Genomic DNA, 17,236 nt, shown 5'->3' with positions numbered 1-17,236 from the left:
CCCAGGCGGCGCGGGACGTCCCCGTCAGGGACAACCGCCCCAGCCCGGGGGCCGACGCGGCGGATGGTCCCCGGCCCCGGTGGTGGCCAACCCAACGGAAGGCCTGGACCGGTTCCCGGGCGCCCACCACAACAGGACCCATTCCGCGGACGTGTTCCCGGCCAGGGTCCGCCGCGTCAGGCCCCACCTCCCGCCGGACCACCGCGGTCGCCTCAGGGTCCGCCGCCCCAACGCCCACAGGACAGCTACCAACCCGCCCGCGCGTGGTCGGAGTCCGGCGCCCCCGAGACCCGAACGTCTCGACCTGCTCAGGGACCACCCCCGGTGGTTGCCTACAACCGGCCGCCACGGCAACCTCCGCGCGACCCGGGGCATCGCCGCACCGACCGCGCGGTCCCGCCACCACCGCCACGGCGCCGCAGACGGCTGCCGGTCGTGCGCACCGTCCTGATCCTGCTGCTGGTGATGGTGCTCGGCACCATCGGTCTGCTCGTCTACTTCGACAGCAAACTCAACCGCGTCGATGCCCTGTCCAACTATGAGGGCCGGGTCGCGAGCAGCGCCGGCACCAATTGGCTGCTGGTCGGCTCTGATTCCCGCGCCGACCTCAGTGAGGCCGAGCGCCAAGCCCTTTCGACAGGTGACAGCGAGGGCTCTCGGACAGACACGATCATGCTGGTCCACTTCGGCTCCGGGGGTAAGCCGATGATCATCTCCATCCCGCGGGACCTCTACGTCGACATCCCTGGTCAGGGTTCACACAAGGTGAACGCCGCCTTCAGTTTGGGCGGCCCGAAGTTGTTGGTACAGACCATCGAGACCAACACCGGCCTGCGGATCGACCACTATGCCGAGATCGGTTTCGGCGGATTCGACAAGATGGTCGACGCGGTCGGTGGTATCGAGATGTGTCTCGACGCCCCGATCAACGACCCGCTCGCCGGAATCGACCTCAAGGCCGGTTGCCAGACCCTGAACGGCCGCGAGGCCCTGGGGTTTGTCCGCACCCGCGCATTCGCGAACGCCGACCTCGAGCGTGTGGTGAACCAGCGAAAGTTCATGGCAGCGCTGATGAAGAAGGCCACCAGCGCCTCGACAATCCTGAACCCGTTCCGCTTCTGGCCCCTGGTGAACGGGACCGTGAGCTCCCTGACGGTCGACAACGGCGACCACATATGGCATCTCGCACGCCTCGCGTGGGCGCTGCGCAGCGACCCGGTCACGGTGACCACACCCAACGGCGGGTCGATCTTAACCGATGCCGGTGACTCACTTGCCTGGGGCGACAACACGACGGCGTTCTTTGCGGCCATCGCAGACGGCAAAGAGGTTCCGCCCGAACTGATCCAGACAGGCTGATACTCGACACGGATCAATCCGACCATCGAAAGGGCTTTTCTGCCATGACATCGACATCAGGTGGGTCCGCCGCCACGGGACGTCCGCGCCGTATGTCGCATGACCGGGTCAGGGAGTTGATCGGTGAGCCCGCCGGGCTGGCGGTGACAAAAGTGCAGCGCACCATCGACCCCAACTTCCGCCGGTTCATCGCGCGTTCGCCGTTCCTGTGCATGGCCACCTCCAACGACGACGGGTCCGCCGACTGCTCTCCGCGCGGCGACCAGCCAGGATTCGTGAAGGTTCTCGACGACACCACCATCGCCATCCCCGACCGCATCGGCAACAAGCGGATCGATTCTTTCGAGAACATCTTGTCGCGCCCCGGCATCGGTCTCATCTTTCTTGTGCCCGGTCATCGCGAGACCCTGCGTATCAACGGGAATGGCTACCTGACCGAGGATCCCGACCTCCTGCCCCAACTCGCGGCCAGAGACAAAACACCCGAACTCGCTCTCATCGTCGAGGTCGACGAGGCATATCTGCACTGTGGCAGGGCCATTCTGCGATCCAAGCTGTGGGACCCCGCGAGTCTTGCGTCGCCGGGAGAGGTACCGACCACTGGCGAGATCATGGCCGCTCAGTTGCAGCGTGATGAGGCCACCGCGCACCGCATCGACGAGGACATCGAGGTCGCCTACCAGACCCTGTACTGACGTCCCGGCCTTGTCACCGATGAGTTCCGACGAGTTGCCTGGTCCACTCTTCGACGGCCAGATCACTTCATCGGGAGTACACCATGGGCAAGATATACCTGGAACTGTTCGCAACCCTCGACCTCGTCGGGCAGGCCCCCGGCGCACCCGACGAGGACCCGATCGGGTTCCCGTTCGGTGGCTGGCAGGCGCCACTGTTCGACGAGGTCGCAGGGGGACAGGTCGGCGCTGCCTACGAGGGCACCGACGCCCTTCTTCTCGGCCGACGAACCTACGACATCTTCGCTGCACACTGGCCTCATCAGGAGGAAGGCCCCGACAACGAGATCGCCACGCTCTTCAATCGCATCCCCAAGTACGTCGCCTCACGCGGCAAGCCGGACCTCTCGTGGGCAGGATCTTCTCAACTCGGGCCCAATCTGTCCGACGCGGTGAACGAGATCCGTGATCGCCACGAGAACATCAAGGTCGTCGGAAGTCTGAACCTGGTACAGACCCTGTTGCGCGACAAGCTGTTCGACCGGATCGATCTGTGGCTTCACCCCATCATGCTCGGAGTCGGGAAGAAGATTTTCGACGGCGGAGCTGTTCCCACCAACCTCACCCTCGTCGAACCACCGGCAGCGGGGCCTCGCGGCACCGTCTATCTGCGCTATGAACTCGCGGACGGAACTCCAGGGACGGGCGACATGGCAGGCGGCGACCGGGGCGCCCCGCGCCAGGAGTGACCCTTCACGTGGCGTGAGGCCGTGAGTGCAACCCGCAGCGGCACCTATCGTCGGCGTATCGGTTTCCTCATACGCCCTGGCAACACTCGCCTGTCTTGACTGTCGGCATGCCCTACAGCACATCGGTACACCAGGCGGCCCACCGGCCGAAGCCTGTCCGTTCCTCCGCAACGCCGGCACCTTTCGTGGGAATCACGGTGTACGGCTGTGAGCACGACGAAGCCCGCCTCTTCGAGGAGAGGGCGCTCGAATTGGGTGTGGCGGTGACCGTCACGGCAGCAACCGCTTCCTCCTCCAATGCAGCGCTGGCAGAGGGAAATCGCTGCGTCAGCATCGGGCACAAGACACCGGTGTCGAACCCCACCTTGGTGGCACTCAGCCGGGCTGGTGTGGAGTACATCTCTACCAGGAGCATCGGTTACAACCATCTGGACGTCGAATATGCTCGGCGGTTGGGCATCTCGGTCGGGAATGTCAGCTACTCCCCCGACAGCGTCGCGGACTACGCCGTGATGCTGATGTTGATGTCTGTGCGAGATGCGAAGTCAGTCATCAGACGCACAGACGTCAGCGACTACCGGTTGAGCGAGGTTCGCGGTCGAGAGCTTCGCGACATGACCGTGGGAGTGATCGGCACCGGCCGCATCGGCACCGCCGTCATGAATCGGCTGCGAGGCTTCGGTAGCCGCATCCTGGCCTACGACACCCACACCACGATTGGCATCAATTACGTCGACCTCGACGAACTGGTCGAGCAAAGCGACATCATCACCTTGCACACACCGCTCGACGCGGGAACACACCACCTCCTCGATCGCGAACGACTCGGCCGGATGAAGCGCGGCGCGTACATCGTGAACACCGGCCGGGGTTCGCTCATCGACACCGAGGCCCTCGTCGGTGCGCTGGAGAGGGGCGACCTCGGTGGCGCGGCCCTCGATGTGGTGGAGGGTGAGGAGGGGATCTTCTACGCGGACTGCAGGACTCGATCGCTCGGGGGCACGATGCTGACGCGTTTGCAACAGATGCCGAACGTGATCGTCAGTCCACACACCGCTTTCTACACCGACCACGCACTGCGCGACACGGTCGAGAACTCCATCGTCAACTGCTTGAGATTCGAGAGGGAACAACGTGGCTAGGTTGCGCATCGGGATCATCTTCGGCGGAAGTTCCGAGGAACACCCCGTCTCGGTCAAGTCCGCGCAGGAGGTGGCCAAGCACGTGGACCTCGCGAAGTACGAGCCCTTCTACATCGGCATCACCAGAAGTGGAGCCTGGCGGCTGTGCACCAACCCTGAATACGGTTGGGAAAAAGGAGATTCCCGACCGGCGCTGCTGTCTCCCGACCGAAGCGTCCACGGGTTGCTGGTCCTGGACCACGGACGCTACGAGGTCGAGCGTCTGGATCTCGTAATTCCCATTCTGCACGGCACCCTCGGTGAGGACGGGGCCGTCCAGGGACTGCTGGAACTATCCGGCATTCCCTACCTCGGCTGCGACATCCAGAGCTCAGCCCTCTGTATGGACAAGTCACTCGCGTACACCGTCGCCAGAAGCGCGGGGATCGCCACGCCGAACTTCTGGGTTGTCGGTGTGCAGGGAGACGTCGACGCCGATCAACTCCCCTACCCGGTCTTCGTCAAACCGGCACGCTCCGGGTCGTCGTTCGGCGTCAGCAAGGTACGAGTTCCGGGCGAGCTCGCAGATGCCATTGCCGCCTCACGCCAATATGATTCGAAGACTCTCATCGAGGAGGCTGTTCTCGGCAGCGAAGTCGGCTGCGCCATGCTGGGTACCGGCAGCGACGTCATCGTCGGTGAGGTCGACCAGATCATGTTGTCCGACGGATTCTTTCGAATTCACCAGGAGGCGAATCCGGAAAGTGGTTCGGAGAACTCGACGGTCACCGTTCCCGCGAACATATCCGCCGAGTCGCGAGCACATGTGCAAGAGACAGCGAAGTCAATCTACCGCGCTATGGGCTGCCGCGGGCTGTCCCGCGTCGACATGTTCCTCACCGAGGAAGGGCAGGTGATCCTCAACGAGGTCAACACCCTGCCAGGACTGACCTCATACAGCCGCTACCCGAGAATGATGGCCGCTGCGGGCATGCCGTTGTCCGACGTGATCGACCACATGGTCTCCATGACGATGGCCGGTGCGTCCTCATGAATGCCGATTTCGTCTACGTCGATGAGTTCGTGTCCGGCATACGCTGGGACGCCAAATACGCAACGTGGGACAACTTCACCGGCAAACCCGTGGACGGGTACCTCGCCAATCGGATAGTCGGCACGCGAGCCCTGTGCTCAGCCCTCGAGCAGGTGAGGGACAAGGCCGCATCACTCGGGTTCGGCCTGCTGCTCTGGGACGGCTACCGCCCTCAATGCGCCGTCGACTGCTTCGTCCGCTGGGCACAGCAGCCCGATGAGGCGGAGACGAAATCGCGGTACCACCCCAACATCAGCCGAACCGAGATGTTCGACAACGGTTATGTGGCTTACAAATCGGGCCACAGCCGCGGTAGCACCACCGACCTGACGCTGTACCACCTGAACACCGGTGAACTGGCTGCGATGGGTGGCGGGCATGACCTGATGGATCCCATCTCGCACCATGGCGCGCCCGGGACCACAGCCGCCGCGGCCAGGAATCGCGAGTGTTTGCGCTCCCTCATGGCGGCCTGCGACTTCGCCTCCTACGACAGTGAGTGGTGGCACTACACACTGAGGGACGAACCCTACCCCGACACCTACTTCGACTTCCCGATCACGTGACGGCCGGCCAGGTACCGGCACCGCGTGTGGTTGTGGCCGGGGGACATTCGGCCGGCCACATCGAGCCGATGTTGAACTTCGCCGACGCGCTCCGCCGCCTGGAACCCACTGCCGTCATCACCTCGCTCGGTACCACTCGCGGACTCGACACCACCCTGATCCCGTCGCGCGGATACCCGCTTGAACTCATCCCGCCGGTTCCGCTACCCCGCCGAATGAACCGTGCGCTGCTGAACCTGCCGACAAGGCTGTGCGTTTCGGTACGGTCTGCGGGTGCGGTCCTCGACAAGGTCCACGCGGAGGTTCTTGTGGGTTTCGGCGGATACGTCTCCGCCCCGGCGTATCTGGCCGCACGCATGCGTGGTCTCGCGATCGTCGTGCACGAGGCAAACGCCCAGCCCGGCATGGCCAACCGGTTGGGCGCCCACCTCACGACACATGTGTTCACCGCAGCGCCCGGTGTTCGCCTACCACAGGCCAAGGTCATCGGAATACCTCTGCGCCCGGCCATATCTCAGCTCGATCGCCTCAATCTGCGCGACACGGCCCGCCGCCGATTCGGCCTGCGAACCGACCTGCCGGTCCTGATGGTGACAGGTGGATCCCAAGGTGCCGGAACCATCAATGCGGCGGTCTCCCGTGCGGCCCCGTCACTGCGGGCACACGGTGTGCAGGTACTGCACATCACGGGACCTCAGCGCCGGGTCGATGTTCCCGGTGGCGACTTCGAGGGTGCACCCTATGTCGTTGTCCCGTATGTCGACGACATGCAATATGTCTACGCTGCAGCCGATTTCGCAATCTGCCGTTCAGGCGCCATGACGTGCGCAGAACTCGGCGCCGTCGGCCTACCGGCAGCGTACGTACCGCTGCCGTTGCGCGGGGGCGAGCACGCGGTTGAACGCCGCGCCGGCTGTGGCGGCGGCGGCGCGATAGAGGTCGACGACGCGGCCCTCGACGCGGCCTGGATCGAGACCACGCTGATCCCGCTGCTCACGGATTTGAGGCGGCTCAAGGCGATGTCGGCACGGGCGTCGGCATCCGGCGTACCGGATGCCGACGTGGTGCTCGCCCGTCATGTACTGAATGTTGTCGCCGACCGACGCACATCGATGGCGTAAGGGCCGACTTCACCTGACGATGCGCTCACCTGCTGCGGGCAATCGGACAATGACGCGCAGGCCTCCGGCCGGCCGCGGCGTGAGGGTCAGCGTTCCGTCGTGTGCGTGCGCGATGCTCTTGACGATGGCCAGACCGAGGCCCACACCCGCGTGGCCGTCCCGAACACGGGCGGTACCCCGCTGGAATGGCTCGGTGATCGTTGCAACCGCTTGGGCGGTGAGCTTGTCGCCGGTGTTGTCCACCGTGAGAACAACGGCGTCAGGCCCCACACTCGTGCTGACCCACACCGTGCCCGATTCGGACAGGTTGTGAACGATCGCGTTGTGAACCAGGTTGGTCACCATCTGGAGCAGAAGTGCGTGTGAACCGGTGATGGGAGCGATGTCGCCGACGGTCTCGACGGTCAGCCCACGTTCTTCTGCAAGTGGGAGAAGGGTTTCGGCGGCTTCCTCGGCGATGAGGGACAAGTCGACGTGGTCCCGGCTGAACACGCGCTGGTCGGCGCGGCTCAGCAGGAGGAGCGCTTCGGTGAGATCTATCGCCCTCGAGTTGACAAAATAGAGGCGGTCGATCAGTTCTCCGGTGTCGCGGTTCGGGTCGCTGCGTGCCACATCGAGCAGGGTCTGTGTGATCGCCAGTGGAGTGCGCAGCTCATGAGAAGCGTTGGCGGCGAACCGTTGTTGTTCCGCGACGTGCGCTTCGAGTCGGGCGAGCATTGCGTCGAAGCTGTCGGCGAGTTCGCGAAACTCGTCGCTGCGGCCCTCGAGCGCAACCCGGTGGGACAGTGACCCACCCGCGGCCAGCCGGGTGGCGGTGGTGATCCGCGTCAGCGGGGCCAACATGTGTCCGGCGAGAATCCAGCCTCCCACGAGACCGAACACAAGAAGGAACGCCATTGCCGCGGCCGCTTTGGGCGTGAAGGCGTCCTCCAGATCGGAGCGATCGGGGCCAGACCCCGGCATTCTCGGCATGCCGCCCGGATTCGCCCCGGTCACCTCCGGTACGTAACGCAGCAGGAACACCCACACTGCTCCGAGCAGCAGAACTCCCGCGAGCATGAGGAACCCCGCATAGCTGAGAGTGAGTTTGAGTCGGACACTCAACCCGGGCTTCCTATCCACGTCCTTCTCCTACGTGGTCCGTGCCGGCCGCCGTGTCTATCCGATACCCGACTCCAGGCACGGTGGCGACGAGCCAGGGCTCGCCAAGCCGTTTCCGTAGTCCCGAGACCGTGATCCGCACCGCATTGGTGAAGGGGTCGGCATTCTCGTCCCATGCCCGCTCCAGAAGCTCTTCGGCGCTGACCACACCTCCTTCAGCAGTCACGAGGACTTCGAGCACAGCAAACTGCTTGCGGGTCAATGCCACATACTGACCGTCCCGGTAGACCTCACGGCGGAATGCGTCCACGCGCAACCCCGCGATCTCCCGTACGGGCGGCCTGTTGCGTGTCCTCCTGCGGTCGAGCGCACGGAGCCGGAGTACGAGCTCTTTCAGTTCGAACGGCTTGGTGAGGTAGTCGTCGGCACCCAGTTCGAAACCGGTTGTCTTGTCGTCGAGCCTGTCAGCTGCCGTCAGCATCAGTATCGGCATCCCGCTGCCGGAAGCGACGATGCTCTCGGCGATCTCATCGCCGGACGGCCCGGGGATATCGCGGTCGAGTACAGCGATGTCATAGGAGTTGATGCTCAACAGTTCGAGAGCGGTGTCGCCATCACCGGCGGTATCGGCGGCAATCGCCTCCAGGCGCAGCCCATCCCTGATGGCCTCAGCCATCAACGGTTCGTCCTCGACCACCAAAACACGCATTCGTTGATGCTACGAGCCGTCGCATATCGTAGACATACCGAAAAGCACATACACGCTGGCAACACGGCACTTCCTTCACTGGGAACATGACCCGAACCGCACCGCTAGCTATCGGCCTGACCGGCCACCGCGTCCTGTCCGAGGATGACGGAGTCCTTCCCCCAGCCACCTCAGTATTCGATGACCACCTCCCGGGTGTGGCCAACGTCCACCGCGACCTCCTCCGTGCCGTTCACCGCGCGGCCATTGACGCCGCAGCCGAGGGCGTCGATTTCCAGGTCAACAGCGGATGGCGTTCTCCGGCCTATCAGGCCCAACTCCTTCAGGACGCGGTCTTGAAGTTCGGCTCCCACGCGCAGGCGTCGCGGTGGGTCGCCACGCCGGCCAGGTCGGCGCATGTATCCGGAGACGCCATCGACATCGGACCCCCGCGGGCAGCCGCATGGCTGTCCACGCACGGTGCACGATACGGGCTGTGCCGGATCTATCAGAACGAGCCATGGCACTTCGAGTTACGTCTCGATGCGATCGAAACGGGTTGCCCCGCAATGTATCCGGACCCGTCCCACGACCCGAGGATGAGAACGTGACACCTGTGGACCTGATGAGGCGGGCTGCACGATCAACTGGGTCCGAAACTTTGGCACCTCGGGTGCCTGTTTCGACGTACGAAATGTTTTTGATGACGATCCTGGAGTCCGCGGTATTTGCGGCCTGTTCGCCGTCATGTCCAAGGCAATTCACCAGGGCGGGTTTGTTTGCCAACTGCTTGGGTACTACAGCTTTGACCGGTTGCTCCGAATGCGGTGAGTGAATGGCAGTTTTTGCCTGCACTCGCCTTGAATCGGTGGACCAATGCATTCAGTTCCTGATTTCCGGTCGTTTCACCGAAAAGATCTTGAGGAGAAATCGTGTACTTGCACACACAACAGTTGATCAATGAAATCGCCATCGACGAGCCTGATCCCGCAGCCGCGAATGCGCTGCAGGAGGGTCTGGGTGGTCAGTTCGGCGAGATGCGCACGATGATGCAATACCTGTTCCAGTCCATGAACTTCCGCGGCGACGCTTCCTCCAAGGCGTACAAGGATCTCCTGCAGGGCGTGGGCACTGAAGAGATCAGCCACGTGGAACTCATCGGAACCACCATTTCCCGCCTTCTGGACGGGTCACCGGAATACAACGGCAAGAAGACCGACCCGGTCGACAAGCCGGGTGCCAAGGGTGCCACGCCGTTGAAGATTGCCCTAGACACCAGCAACATCCACCATTACCTGGTCGGTGCGCAGGGAGCGTTGCCCGTCGACGCTGCGGGCAATCCGTGGCTCGGGTCGTACGTCTACAACAGTGGCAACCTCGTACTGGACCTGCTGTACAACTTGATGTTGGAATCCACCGGTCGACTGCAGAAATGCCGCATCTATGAGATGACCGACAACAAGGCGGCACGGTCGACGATTTCTTACCTGATCGTCCGCGATCAGGCTCACGAGAACGCTTTCGCAAAAGCACTGGAAAGTCTCGGCGTGAACTGGGGCAAGGTGCTGCCGATCCCGAAGACGAACGCGGAGTCGTTCCCCGAGGTGAAGAAGCTCCTCGACAAGGGTTTGCAGAGCATCCAGTACACGTTCAGCGCTGACGACCAGAGTGAAGCTGCGAAGCTCTACCGCGGAGCGTCACCCTCGAATGACGGCACCGAATTGTCGACTGCCGTGATGCCCGAAGGTTTCCCGATGACCATCGCGCCGGAACGTAAGGAAGAGTTCGCACCCGGCCTCGACAAGGAACTGCTGGCGCTGATCCAGGCCACAGCCGAAGTCGAGATCGCTGCAGCGGACGACCCGAAGACCAAGTAACCAGCACGACAAAGCAGAGGCGACGCGGTGTTCACCGCGTCGCCTTTGTCGTTGGGTGGGGGTGTGCTCGCGGTACTGGTCGACGCTCGGACTGCAGACCGAGCGAGAGCGAGTTTCGCGACCGAGCCCCAAGCCCCGCCCGCCAAACCGGGCAACGCTCAGCCGTAGACCGAGCGCGCGCGAGTTTCATGACCGGACCCAGAGCTTCGCTCGCCAAATCGGCACACGCTCGAACTGCAGACGACGCGAGAGCGAGTTTTGCGATCGAGCCCCAAGCCCCGCCCGCCAAACCGGCCCAAGCTTGGTTCTACGGACGACGCAACGCCCGGTTTCCTGAGCGGGTTTGAAGGCGCGCTCGCGGTACTGGTCAACGCTCGGACTGCAGGCCGCGCGTACACGAGTTCACGACCGGGCCCAGAACTTCGCTCGCGGTGCTGGTCGACGCTCGGTCTGCAGGCAGCGCACGGGCGAGTTTCGTGACCGGGCTGCCGGGAGCGCTCGCGGTACTGGTCGACGCTCGGCCTGCAGACCGAGCGAGAGCGAGTTTCGCGAGCTGGCCTCGCGCTCCGCTCGCGAAACGGGCCCAAGCTCGCCCTGCAGACGACGCAACGCCCGGTTTCCTGAGCGGGTTTGAAGGCTCGCTCGCGGCACTGACACCACTCCCGCGACAGCCGCGAGTTGCCAATCCAGCAAAATTACTTGCCGAATCTCCAGACTCTGAGTCACCCTCGAACCGTGCCCATTGATAGGCGATGAGCACCTCAAGGAGGATTCATGAACTCGACTGACAACTTCTACGACGTGGTCATCATCGGCGGCGGACCGGCTGGGCTGGGCGCAGCGACGACGCTGGCGCGGTCTCTCCGCACGGTTCTGGTCATCGACGGCGGCGAACCGCGCAACGCCAAGGCCGACGGGGCGCACAATCTGCTCGGCAACGAAGGCATCTCGCCACTCGAGTTGCTGGCCAAGGGGCGACGCGAAGCAGAGCACTACGGTGCGCAGATCAAATCCGGCAGCGTCGCAGCGGTCCGACGCGACACCGACGGTTTCGAGGTCGACTTCACCGACGGCCACACCGTCAACTGCCGCCGGCTCGTGCTGGCGACGGGCCTCATCGACGAACTCCCCGACATTCCCGGCGTGGCCGAGTTGTGGGGATCGAGTGTGCTGCACTGCCCGTACTGCCACGGCTGGGAGGTGCGCGGACGCAAACTCGGCGTGCTCGGCACCGGAGCCATGAGCGTGCACCAGACGCTACTGTTCCGCCAGCTCAGCGACAATGTCACCTTGTTCTTGCACGAGATGCCCGAACCGAGCGAGAGCGAATGGTTGCAGCTCGCTGCCTTGAATGTGTCTGTGGTGCAAGGGAGAATCACACAGCTTGTCATCGAGGACGGCACGCTGCGCGGAGTGGAGGTCGCCGGCGGACGACGTTTTGATGTCGAGGCCGTGACGGTCATGCCGCGGATGGTCGCACGAGCCGACGTCTACGAGTTGCTCGGCGGCAAGCTGTCCGACCACATGTCCGGCGGCCTCTACGTGGCCACCGACGAGATGGGTCGAACCGACATCGAAGGTGTCTGGGCTGCAGGCAATGTCACCGACCTCTCGGCAACGGTTGGGTCGTCGGCCGCCGGTGGGATGAAGGCCGCTGCCGCCATCAACTTCGACCTCATCTCCAGCGATGCGCAGGCAGCGGTCAAGGCCAGGGCGGCGTCGTTCTCACGGGAGATCGAGGCAGCGGTGACCACCAGGATTCTCGGCGATCGGCGCCATGGTGTGCACTGAACTCCACGGTGGGAGTCGTGCATACTCGCGAGGTGGCAGGCATTGAGAAGAGCACAAGCTCCACACCGGTGAGCGACATCGGCCCCCTGGCGGACCCAGTCGGTGAATCACTGCGACATCGTCATGCCCATCTCGGCCGCAGATTCGGCCGGGCCAGCGCATACCGTTCCGGCGTCGCCACTTTTGCGGCCGTGGACAGTGACCAAGATCCGCGAAGATGGGACGATCTCGCACAGTTGGTGGGCCCAGGTGAGCTCGCCGATATGTTCAGCTCCACCGCCGAGCCACCGACCGATTGGGAACCGGTGTTCGATCTCGACGGCTTTCAGATGATCTACGCGGAAGACGACCCGAGGGGTCACACAAGCGTCGACGTGGTCGAGCTGGGTTCGAAAGACGTGCCCGACATGCTCGACCTCGTCGCGCTGACCCGCCCCGGTCCGTTCTTCTCGCAGACCCCAGACATGGGCACGTACATCGGAATCCGTGAGAACGGCGCGTTGGTGGCGATGGCCGGCGAACGGCTGCGGCCGCCGGGTTGGACTGAGATCAGTGCGGTCTGCACCACCCCCGGGGCTCAGGGACGCGGTTACGCTTCTCTACTGGTCACCGCACTTGTCACCAGCATCATGGCCCGTGGTGATCGACCGTTCCTGCACGTGATCAAGTCGAATACCGCTGCGGTCTCACTCTATGAACGACTCGGTTTCCGCATACGCGAAGAGGTCACATTCCGAGGCTTCCGCATACCGCCCGCACCGCACACTCAAGAGCAGTGACGCTCGGGAGTGCACCCTCGCTGCACAGCGGATCAGAACTTCTTCAGGCCGACGCTCGCATGTGAATGTGCCCGATCACGGTCACCAGGACGGACAACCCGGCGGCAACGGCCAGAGCAACACCCACCGCGCTCACCGACAGTAGCAACGCACCGATCAGAGCCCCGACGAATATCGTTGCAATGGCGCCGAATCGGCGGTTCCACAGAGCGGTTCGTCCACCACGCGTCCATGTCTCGGCGGCCAGCGACGTCAGGGTGGAAGTCACCACCACCGTCGTCATGTCTGCGATGGCAACCTTGCGTGCCACGCACGCCTGGATGCCCATAGCGGCCGCCGTTGCCGCGGCAACACAGATCTGGGCCGACACGGAGTGTTCGGTGTCGGTGAGGGCGGCAGCTGTCGCCGCGGCGGCGAGAATCACCGAACCTGCAGCAAGGCAACCTGTCACGGCCGTTGTCCACCCCTTCGGCCTGCGCCGCAATACCATTCCCGCGACGAATGCTCCGATCACAAAGGTGCCGAGCGCAATGGCGGGTCCGAGGACGGGGAGATCGTCGGCGCCGGCGACACCCATTCCGAGGATGACGATGTTTCCCGTCATGTTCCCCACGAAGACTCGGTCCAGCCCCAGGTAGCCGACCGCATCGACCACCCCTGTGACAAACGTCAGTACCAACATCAGGACCAGGCCCCGCCTTTCGACGCGGTCGAGAAGTGCCGGTTCTTTCGGGGATGTCATCGGGTGCTCCAACTGGTAGGGGCGGGCTGAGTTCGGTAACGGGCGGTGTGGGCTCAGCCGGCGGCGAAACCCATTCGCTCGCTGTGGACGTCGAATGCCGGGTCGTACGACATCGTAGGTCGCCTGACAGCCGAGTCGCCGATGACACCTTGCCGTCGCCAATGCTCCTTGCGGATCGCGATGCTCGTGCCCGGTTGGGTCTCGTAGGAAATCAACGAGGCCACGGGGTCGATCATTCGCTGTGCACCCACGAGGTCGCCCGACTCGATGCGCCTGACTGCCTGCACCAGTACCTCGGGACGCGAGATCCCGGCAGCAGCCCACCGGGCTCCGGCCAGGAAGTCATCGACCACGCCGATCCCGCCGTTGCCGGATACAACCACCGTGCCGACGTCTTCCCGGAGTCGGCGAATTCTCGAGAATGTCGGAGACGCTTCGGCTTTGACCGCCATCAACGACGATCCCAGACCTGAGAGTGCACCGACCAGGTCGTCGATGTCGATGCGGACACCGGTGGCCGACGGTAGATCCTGCACCATCACCGGCAGATTGCTGAGGCCGCGGGTATCAACAATCGAACGTCTGACGACATCGGCGTCGCTTGATCGAACGGGGATCATCACTCCTGCCAGCGACGTCCCGAACCGTGTGGCGAGCGCTGTCACGTCGTTCGCCGCGACGGTCGGATCCAGTGACATGACCGTGGCGATGACGGGAGCGCCTTCCGATGCGCTGATCACGACGTCGAGCACCGTCATCTTCTCGTCGAGCGAGAGCGAGGCCGGTTCGGCGATGACCCCGAGCGCGATCGATCCCGTGCATCCTCGCTCGAGCATTTCGCGGGTCAGCGCGCGGAGGGACTGCTCGCAGATACGTTTGCCGCCTGGTGTGAAGGGCGTGGGTACCATTGCCCACACTGCACCGGCCGAGTCAGTAGCATTCATCTGGATCCAATCTTCGAGACGTCTGCGGAAGGAAATCGATGGCACAGAACGGCGGCGGTGAGCCTGCCGGAGCCACCTCGCCGCTGGTCCAGCAGCTCGTGGACACGATCGCGGAGCGAATCAGCCGCGGCGAGTACAACTTCGGGACCTGGATACGCCAGGAGTCGCTTGCCAGAGAACTCGGCGTGAGCCGGATGCCGATCCGCGAAGCGCTCGGCCAACTGCAGGCTCTGGGCGTCGTCGAGATCGTCCCCAACCGCGGCGCCCGGCCCCGTCAGCCGTCGCTGCGCGAGTTGACCGAGGTGTTCGAGGTCAGGGCGTTGCTCGAGGGGCACGCCGCCCATGAGGCAGCCCGGTTGATCACCCACTCTCAACTGCAGGTTCTCTACGCGGCCGTCGATGATTTCCGTGCCGTCGTGCAGGCTGCCCTCGACGGGGAGTCCACGCCGGCAGAGCTTCGCAAGCGCTGGGTCAAGGCCAACTCCACCTTTCACGACACGATCCTGGACGCGGGCGGGAACACTCAGCTCACCGCGACGGTGTCGTCGCTGCATCACCGGATCCCCCGCAACCTCACATGGACGGCACTTGATGCCGACCCACGCTTGCTGGCCGAGAACGCCGACGCGCACGCACGCATCGTCGAGGCCATCGACCGCCGCGATGGCAACGCTGCCCGGGACCTGATGATCGAACACTCCCGCCGGGCACGCGAACTCATCACCAGCCGATCACAAGAGACCTTCACACCCTGACCGTCACAGATCCCATCGTCCGCGCCGATCATCGTCCGACTGCATAACCCTGTGCCCCACGGGGATTGGCAGCCGACCCGAGTACGCCGGAAGACGGGTCGCGGGTGACCACACTCAGTCGGCCCAGTGACCAATCACCGGCGCGGGTGATGCGGTGCCCACGAGCGACGAGTTCCCCGATCACCCCCTCCCCCAGCCGATCCTCGACCACTGCTCCTCCCGGCTCCCAGGTGCGTGGCCAGAACGAGCCCGGCATCGACGTGGTGTGCAAGGTCGGGGCATCGATCGCTTGCTGAGGTGTGTAGCCACCGATGAGCGTTCGCAGGAGATAACTGAGTTGCCACTGGTCTTGCTGATCGCCACCGGGCGTGCCCAGCGCCGCAACCGCCCATCCATCGCGCATCACCATGGTGGGGGTCAGCGTGGTCCGCGGCCTCTTCCCGGGGCGAAGGGCAGACGGGCTGGCCGGGTCGAGCCACGACATCTGAAGTCGTGTTCCCAGAGCAAAACCCAACGAGGGAATGGTCGGCGACGACTGCAGCCACCCGCCCGAAGGAGTCGCCGAGATCGCGTTGCCCCACCGGTCGATGACGTCGATGTGGCAGGTGTCGCCGCGCGTCTCGCCGGTGACGGTGACGGTCGGTTCGCCGGTCGCGCCGCCCGATGCCTGGCCGGCCGCTTCCACCAGCGGGGGCACGTACGGATCGATGCCGCACACCCCGGGCCGGAACTCAGTGGACGCATGCCACGCAATCTCTTTGCGGCGAACGGCGGCGTACTCCCGTGACAGCAACACCTCGAGCTGCGACCGGTCGAGGCCGTCGCCGTAGTACGCCTCTCGATCGGCCATGGCCAGCTTGAGCGCCTCGAGGACGTTGTGTGCGCCGACAGCGGTCGACGGATCGACCTCCTCCTCGGGCAGTTCGTCGAGGATGGCCAGCGCCTGCAGCAACACCGGCCCCTGCCCCCAGGCATCGGATTTCAGGATGGTCGATCCGCGGAACTCGAAGGCCACCGGACGCTCCCAGCAGGCGCTGAACGCCGCCATGTCAGCGAGCGTCAGGACCCCTCGATGGTCCCGTCCGGATGAATGCCGATGCGGTTGTCGCACAAACGCATCGATCTCAGCCGCTATCGACCCCGAGCCCCACTCCGTGCGCGCGGCTTCTATCCGCTCCGATCGTGAACGTCGGTCCCGGCCGGCGGCGACCAGCCGTCGAAGAGTCTCCGCGTACGCCGGATTCTCGAACAGCTGGTCGGTGAGTGGCACGCGACCGTCGGGCATCCACAGTGCTGCCGATGTCGGCCAGTGTTCGAAGAAGAGGTCGGCGACGGCGCCGATCACCGCGCACGCTCGTCCTGACAGGCAGTGGCCGTTGTCCGCGTAGCCGATCGCGTAGTCGAGGATGTCGCTCAGCTCCCAGGTGCCATGGTCACGCAGGAGCAGCAACCACGCGTCCACCGCACCCGGCACCGCGGCGGCGAGTGCACCAGACGCCGGCACCATGTCCAGACCGAGTCGACGCATGTGAGCGATGGAGGCTGCGGCCGGCGCCGGGCCCTGGCCCATCAGCACCTGCGGCGGCCTGCCCACCGGGGAGACGATGCCGACCATGTCGCCACCCGGGCCGTTCAGATGCGGTTCGACAACGTGCAACACAAACGCGGCAGCCGTGGCTGCGTCGAAGGCGTTACCACCGCGTTCCAGCACCGACTGTGCCGCACCCGACGCCAGCCAATGCGTCGAAGCCGACATCCCGAAGGTTCCCTTGAGATCGGGGCGGGTGAGGAACTCACTCGGGGGCGTGAAGGGCATCGTCAACCTCGCTGGCACTCGTTATTGGATCCTATCCACACGAATAGTAGCCATACAGGA

17 protein-coding genes are annotated in these 17,236 nt (G+C 64.3%); 12 read left to right on the top strand and 5 right to left on the bottom strand.

The features are described 5' to 3' along the window. Positions 1 to 465 precede the first annotated feature (465 nt). The 7 genes from MVA47_RS04780 to MVA47_RS04750 all read left to right on the top strand — a co-directional run bounded on the left by MVA47_RS04780 (position 466) and on the right by MVA47_RS04750 (position 6,683). On the top strand, positions 466 to 1,359 hold the full coding sequence (locus tag MVA47_RS04780; protein ID WP_374474346.1) for an LCP family protein: 894 nt from the start codon (positions 466 to 468) through the stop codon (positions 1,357 to 1,359). A gap of 44 nt (positions 1,360 to 1,403) precedes the next feature. After that, positions 1,404 to 2,054, top strand: a complete 651-nt coding sequence (locus tag MVA47_RS04775) for an MSMEG_1061 family FMN-dependent PPOX-type flavoprotein (RefSeq protein ID WP_247206891.1) — start codon at positions 1,404 to 1,406, stop codon at positions 2,052 to 2,054. Between the two features lie 83 nt (positions 2,055 to 2,137). Further along, on the top strand, positions 2,138 to 2,782 hold the full coding sequence (locus tag MVA47_RS04770; protein ID WP_247206890.1) for a dihydrofolate reductase family protein: 645 nt from the start codon (positions 2,138 to 2,140) through the stop codon (positions 2,780 to 2,782). Positions 2,783 to 2,889: 107 nt separating this feature from the next. Next, on the top strand, positions 2,890 to 3,924 hold the full coding sequence (locus tag MVA47_RS04765; protein WP_247206889.1) for a D-isomer specific 2-hydroxyacid dehydrogenase family protein: 1,035 nt from the start codon (positions 2,890 to 2,892) through the stop codon (positions 3,922 to 3,924). Beyond that, positions 3,917 to 4,957 (top strand): D-alanine--(R)-lactate ligase, encoded by a 1,041-nt coding sequence (gene vanA, locus MVA47_RS04760; protein WP_247206888.1) that lies wholly within the window; start codon positions 3,917 to 3,919, stop codon positions 4,955 to 4,957. The genes MVA47_RS04765 and vanA overlap by 8 nt, the downstream gene beginning before the upstream one ends. Continuing rightward, complete coding sequence (gene vanX, locus MVA47_RS04755) at positions 4,954 to 5,562, top strand: D-Ala-D-Ala dipeptidase VanX (protein ID WP_247206887.1); 609 nt, start codon at positions 4,954 to 4,956, stop codon at positions 5,560 to 5,562. Before vanA ends, vanX begins: the two co-directional genes overlap by 4 nt. Continuing rightward, positions 5,559 to 6,683, top strand: a complete 1,125-nt coding sequence (locus MVA47_RS04750) for a UDP-N-acetylglucosamine--N-acetylmuramyl-(pentapeptide) pyrophosphoryl-undecaprenol N-acetylglucosamine transferase (protein WP_308280485.1) — start codon at positions 5,559 to 5,561, stop codon at positions 6,681 to 6,683. The genes vanX and MVA47_RS04750 overlap by 4 nt, the downstream gene beginning before the upstream one ends. 9 nt (positions 6,684 to 6,692) lie before the next feature. Here the strand turns inward: MVA47_RS04750 and MVA47_RS04745 are convergent, their stop codons facing one another. Beyond that, positions 6,693 to 7,805, bottom strand: a complete 1,113-nt coding sequence (locus MVA47_RS04745; protein ID WP_247206886.1) for a HAMP domain-containing sensor histidine kinase — start codon at positions 7,803 to 7,805, stop codon at positions 6,693 to 6,695. After that, entirely contained in the window at positions 7,798 to 8,493 is a 696-nt protein-coding gene (locus MVA47_RS04740) for a response regulator transcription factor (protein WP_247206885.1), read from the bottom strand. Before MVA47_RS04740 ends, MVA47_RS04745 begins: the two co-directional genes overlap by 8 nt. Before the next feature lie 86 nt (positions 8,494 to 8,579). Between MVA47_RS04740 and MVA47_RS04735 the strand changes: the two genes are divergently transcribed. The 4 genes from MVA47_RS04735 (at position 8,580) to MVA47_RS04720 (ending at position 12,919) form a co-directional block, all read left to right on the top strand. Continuing rightward, the gene (locus tag MVA47_RS04735; RefSeq protein ID WP_247206884.1) at positions 8,580 to 9,083 is read left to right on the top strand and encodes a M15 family metallopeptidase; all 504 of its coding nucleotides are present in this window, start codon (positions 8,580 to 8,582) and stop codon (positions 9,081 to 9,083) included. A gap of 321 nt (positions 9,084 to 9,404) precedes the next feature. Further along, a complete protein-coding gene (locus MVA47_RS04730; protein ID WP_062794704.1) occupies positions 9,405 to 10,349 on the top strand; it encodes a manganese catalase family protein in 945 nt (314 codons plus the stop codon). Between the two features lie 774 nt (positions 10,350 to 11,123). After that, positions 11,124 to 12,140 (top strand): NAD(P)/FAD-dependent oxidoreductase, encoded by a 1,017-nt coding sequence (locus MVA47_RS04725; RefSeq protein WP_247206883.1) that lies wholly within the window; start codon positions 11,124 to 11,126, stop codon positions 12,138 to 12,140. A gap of 32 nt (positions 12,141 to 12,172) precedes the next feature. Further along, entirely contained in the window at positions 12,173 to 12,919 is a 747-nt protein-coding gene (locus tag MVA47_RS04720) for a GNAT family N-acetyltransferase (RefSeq protein WP_247206882.1), read from the top strand. A 43-nt stretch (positions 12,920 to 12,962) separates the two neighbouring features. On the opposite strand, the gene MVA47_RS04715 is transcribed toward MVA47_RS04720, so the two are convergent. Both MVA47_RS04715 and MVA47_RS04710 read right to left on the bottom strand, forming a co-directional pair. Then, a complete protein-coding gene (locus MVA47_RS04715; protein ID WP_247206881.1) occupies positions 12,963 to 13,661 on the bottom strand; it encodes a YoaK family protein in 699 nt (232 codons plus the stop codon). 53 nt (positions 13,662 to 13,714) lie between these two features. Further along, positions 13,715 to 14,605 (bottom strand): dihydrodipicolinate synthase family protein, encoded by an 891-nt coding sequence (locus MVA47_RS04710; protein WP_247206880.1) that lies wholly within the window; start codon positions 14,603 to 14,605, stop codon positions 13,715 to 13,717. A gap of 38 nt (positions 14,606 to 14,643) precedes the next feature. On the opposite strand from MVA47_RS04710, the gene MVA47_RS04705 reads away from it, so the two are divergent. Further along, the gene (locus MVA47_RS04705) at positions 14,644 to 15,360 is read left to right on the top strand and encodes a GntR family transcriptional regulator (RefSeq protein ID WP_247206879.1); all 717 of its coding nucleotides are present in this window, start codon (positions 14,644 to 14,646) and stop codon (positions 15,358 to 15,360) included. Positions 15,361 to 15,388: 28 nt separating this feature from the next. On the opposite strand, the gene MVA47_RS04700 is transcribed toward MVA47_RS04705, so the two are convergent. Then, positions 15,389 to 17,176, bottom strand: a complete 1,788-nt coding sequence (locus MVA47_RS04700) for a gamma-glutamyltransferase family protein (RefSeq protein WP_247206878.1) — start codon at positions 17,174 to 17,176, stop codon at positions 15,389 to 15,391. Positions 17,177 to 17,236 lie beyond the last annotated feature (60 nt).

Source organism: Williamsia sp. DF01-3, assembly GCF_023051145.1.
Lineage (GTDB): Bacteria > Actinomycetota > Actinomycetes > Mycobacteriales > Mycobacteriaceae > Williamsia.
This window is presented reverse-complemented; position numbering and strand designations above follow the sequence as displayed.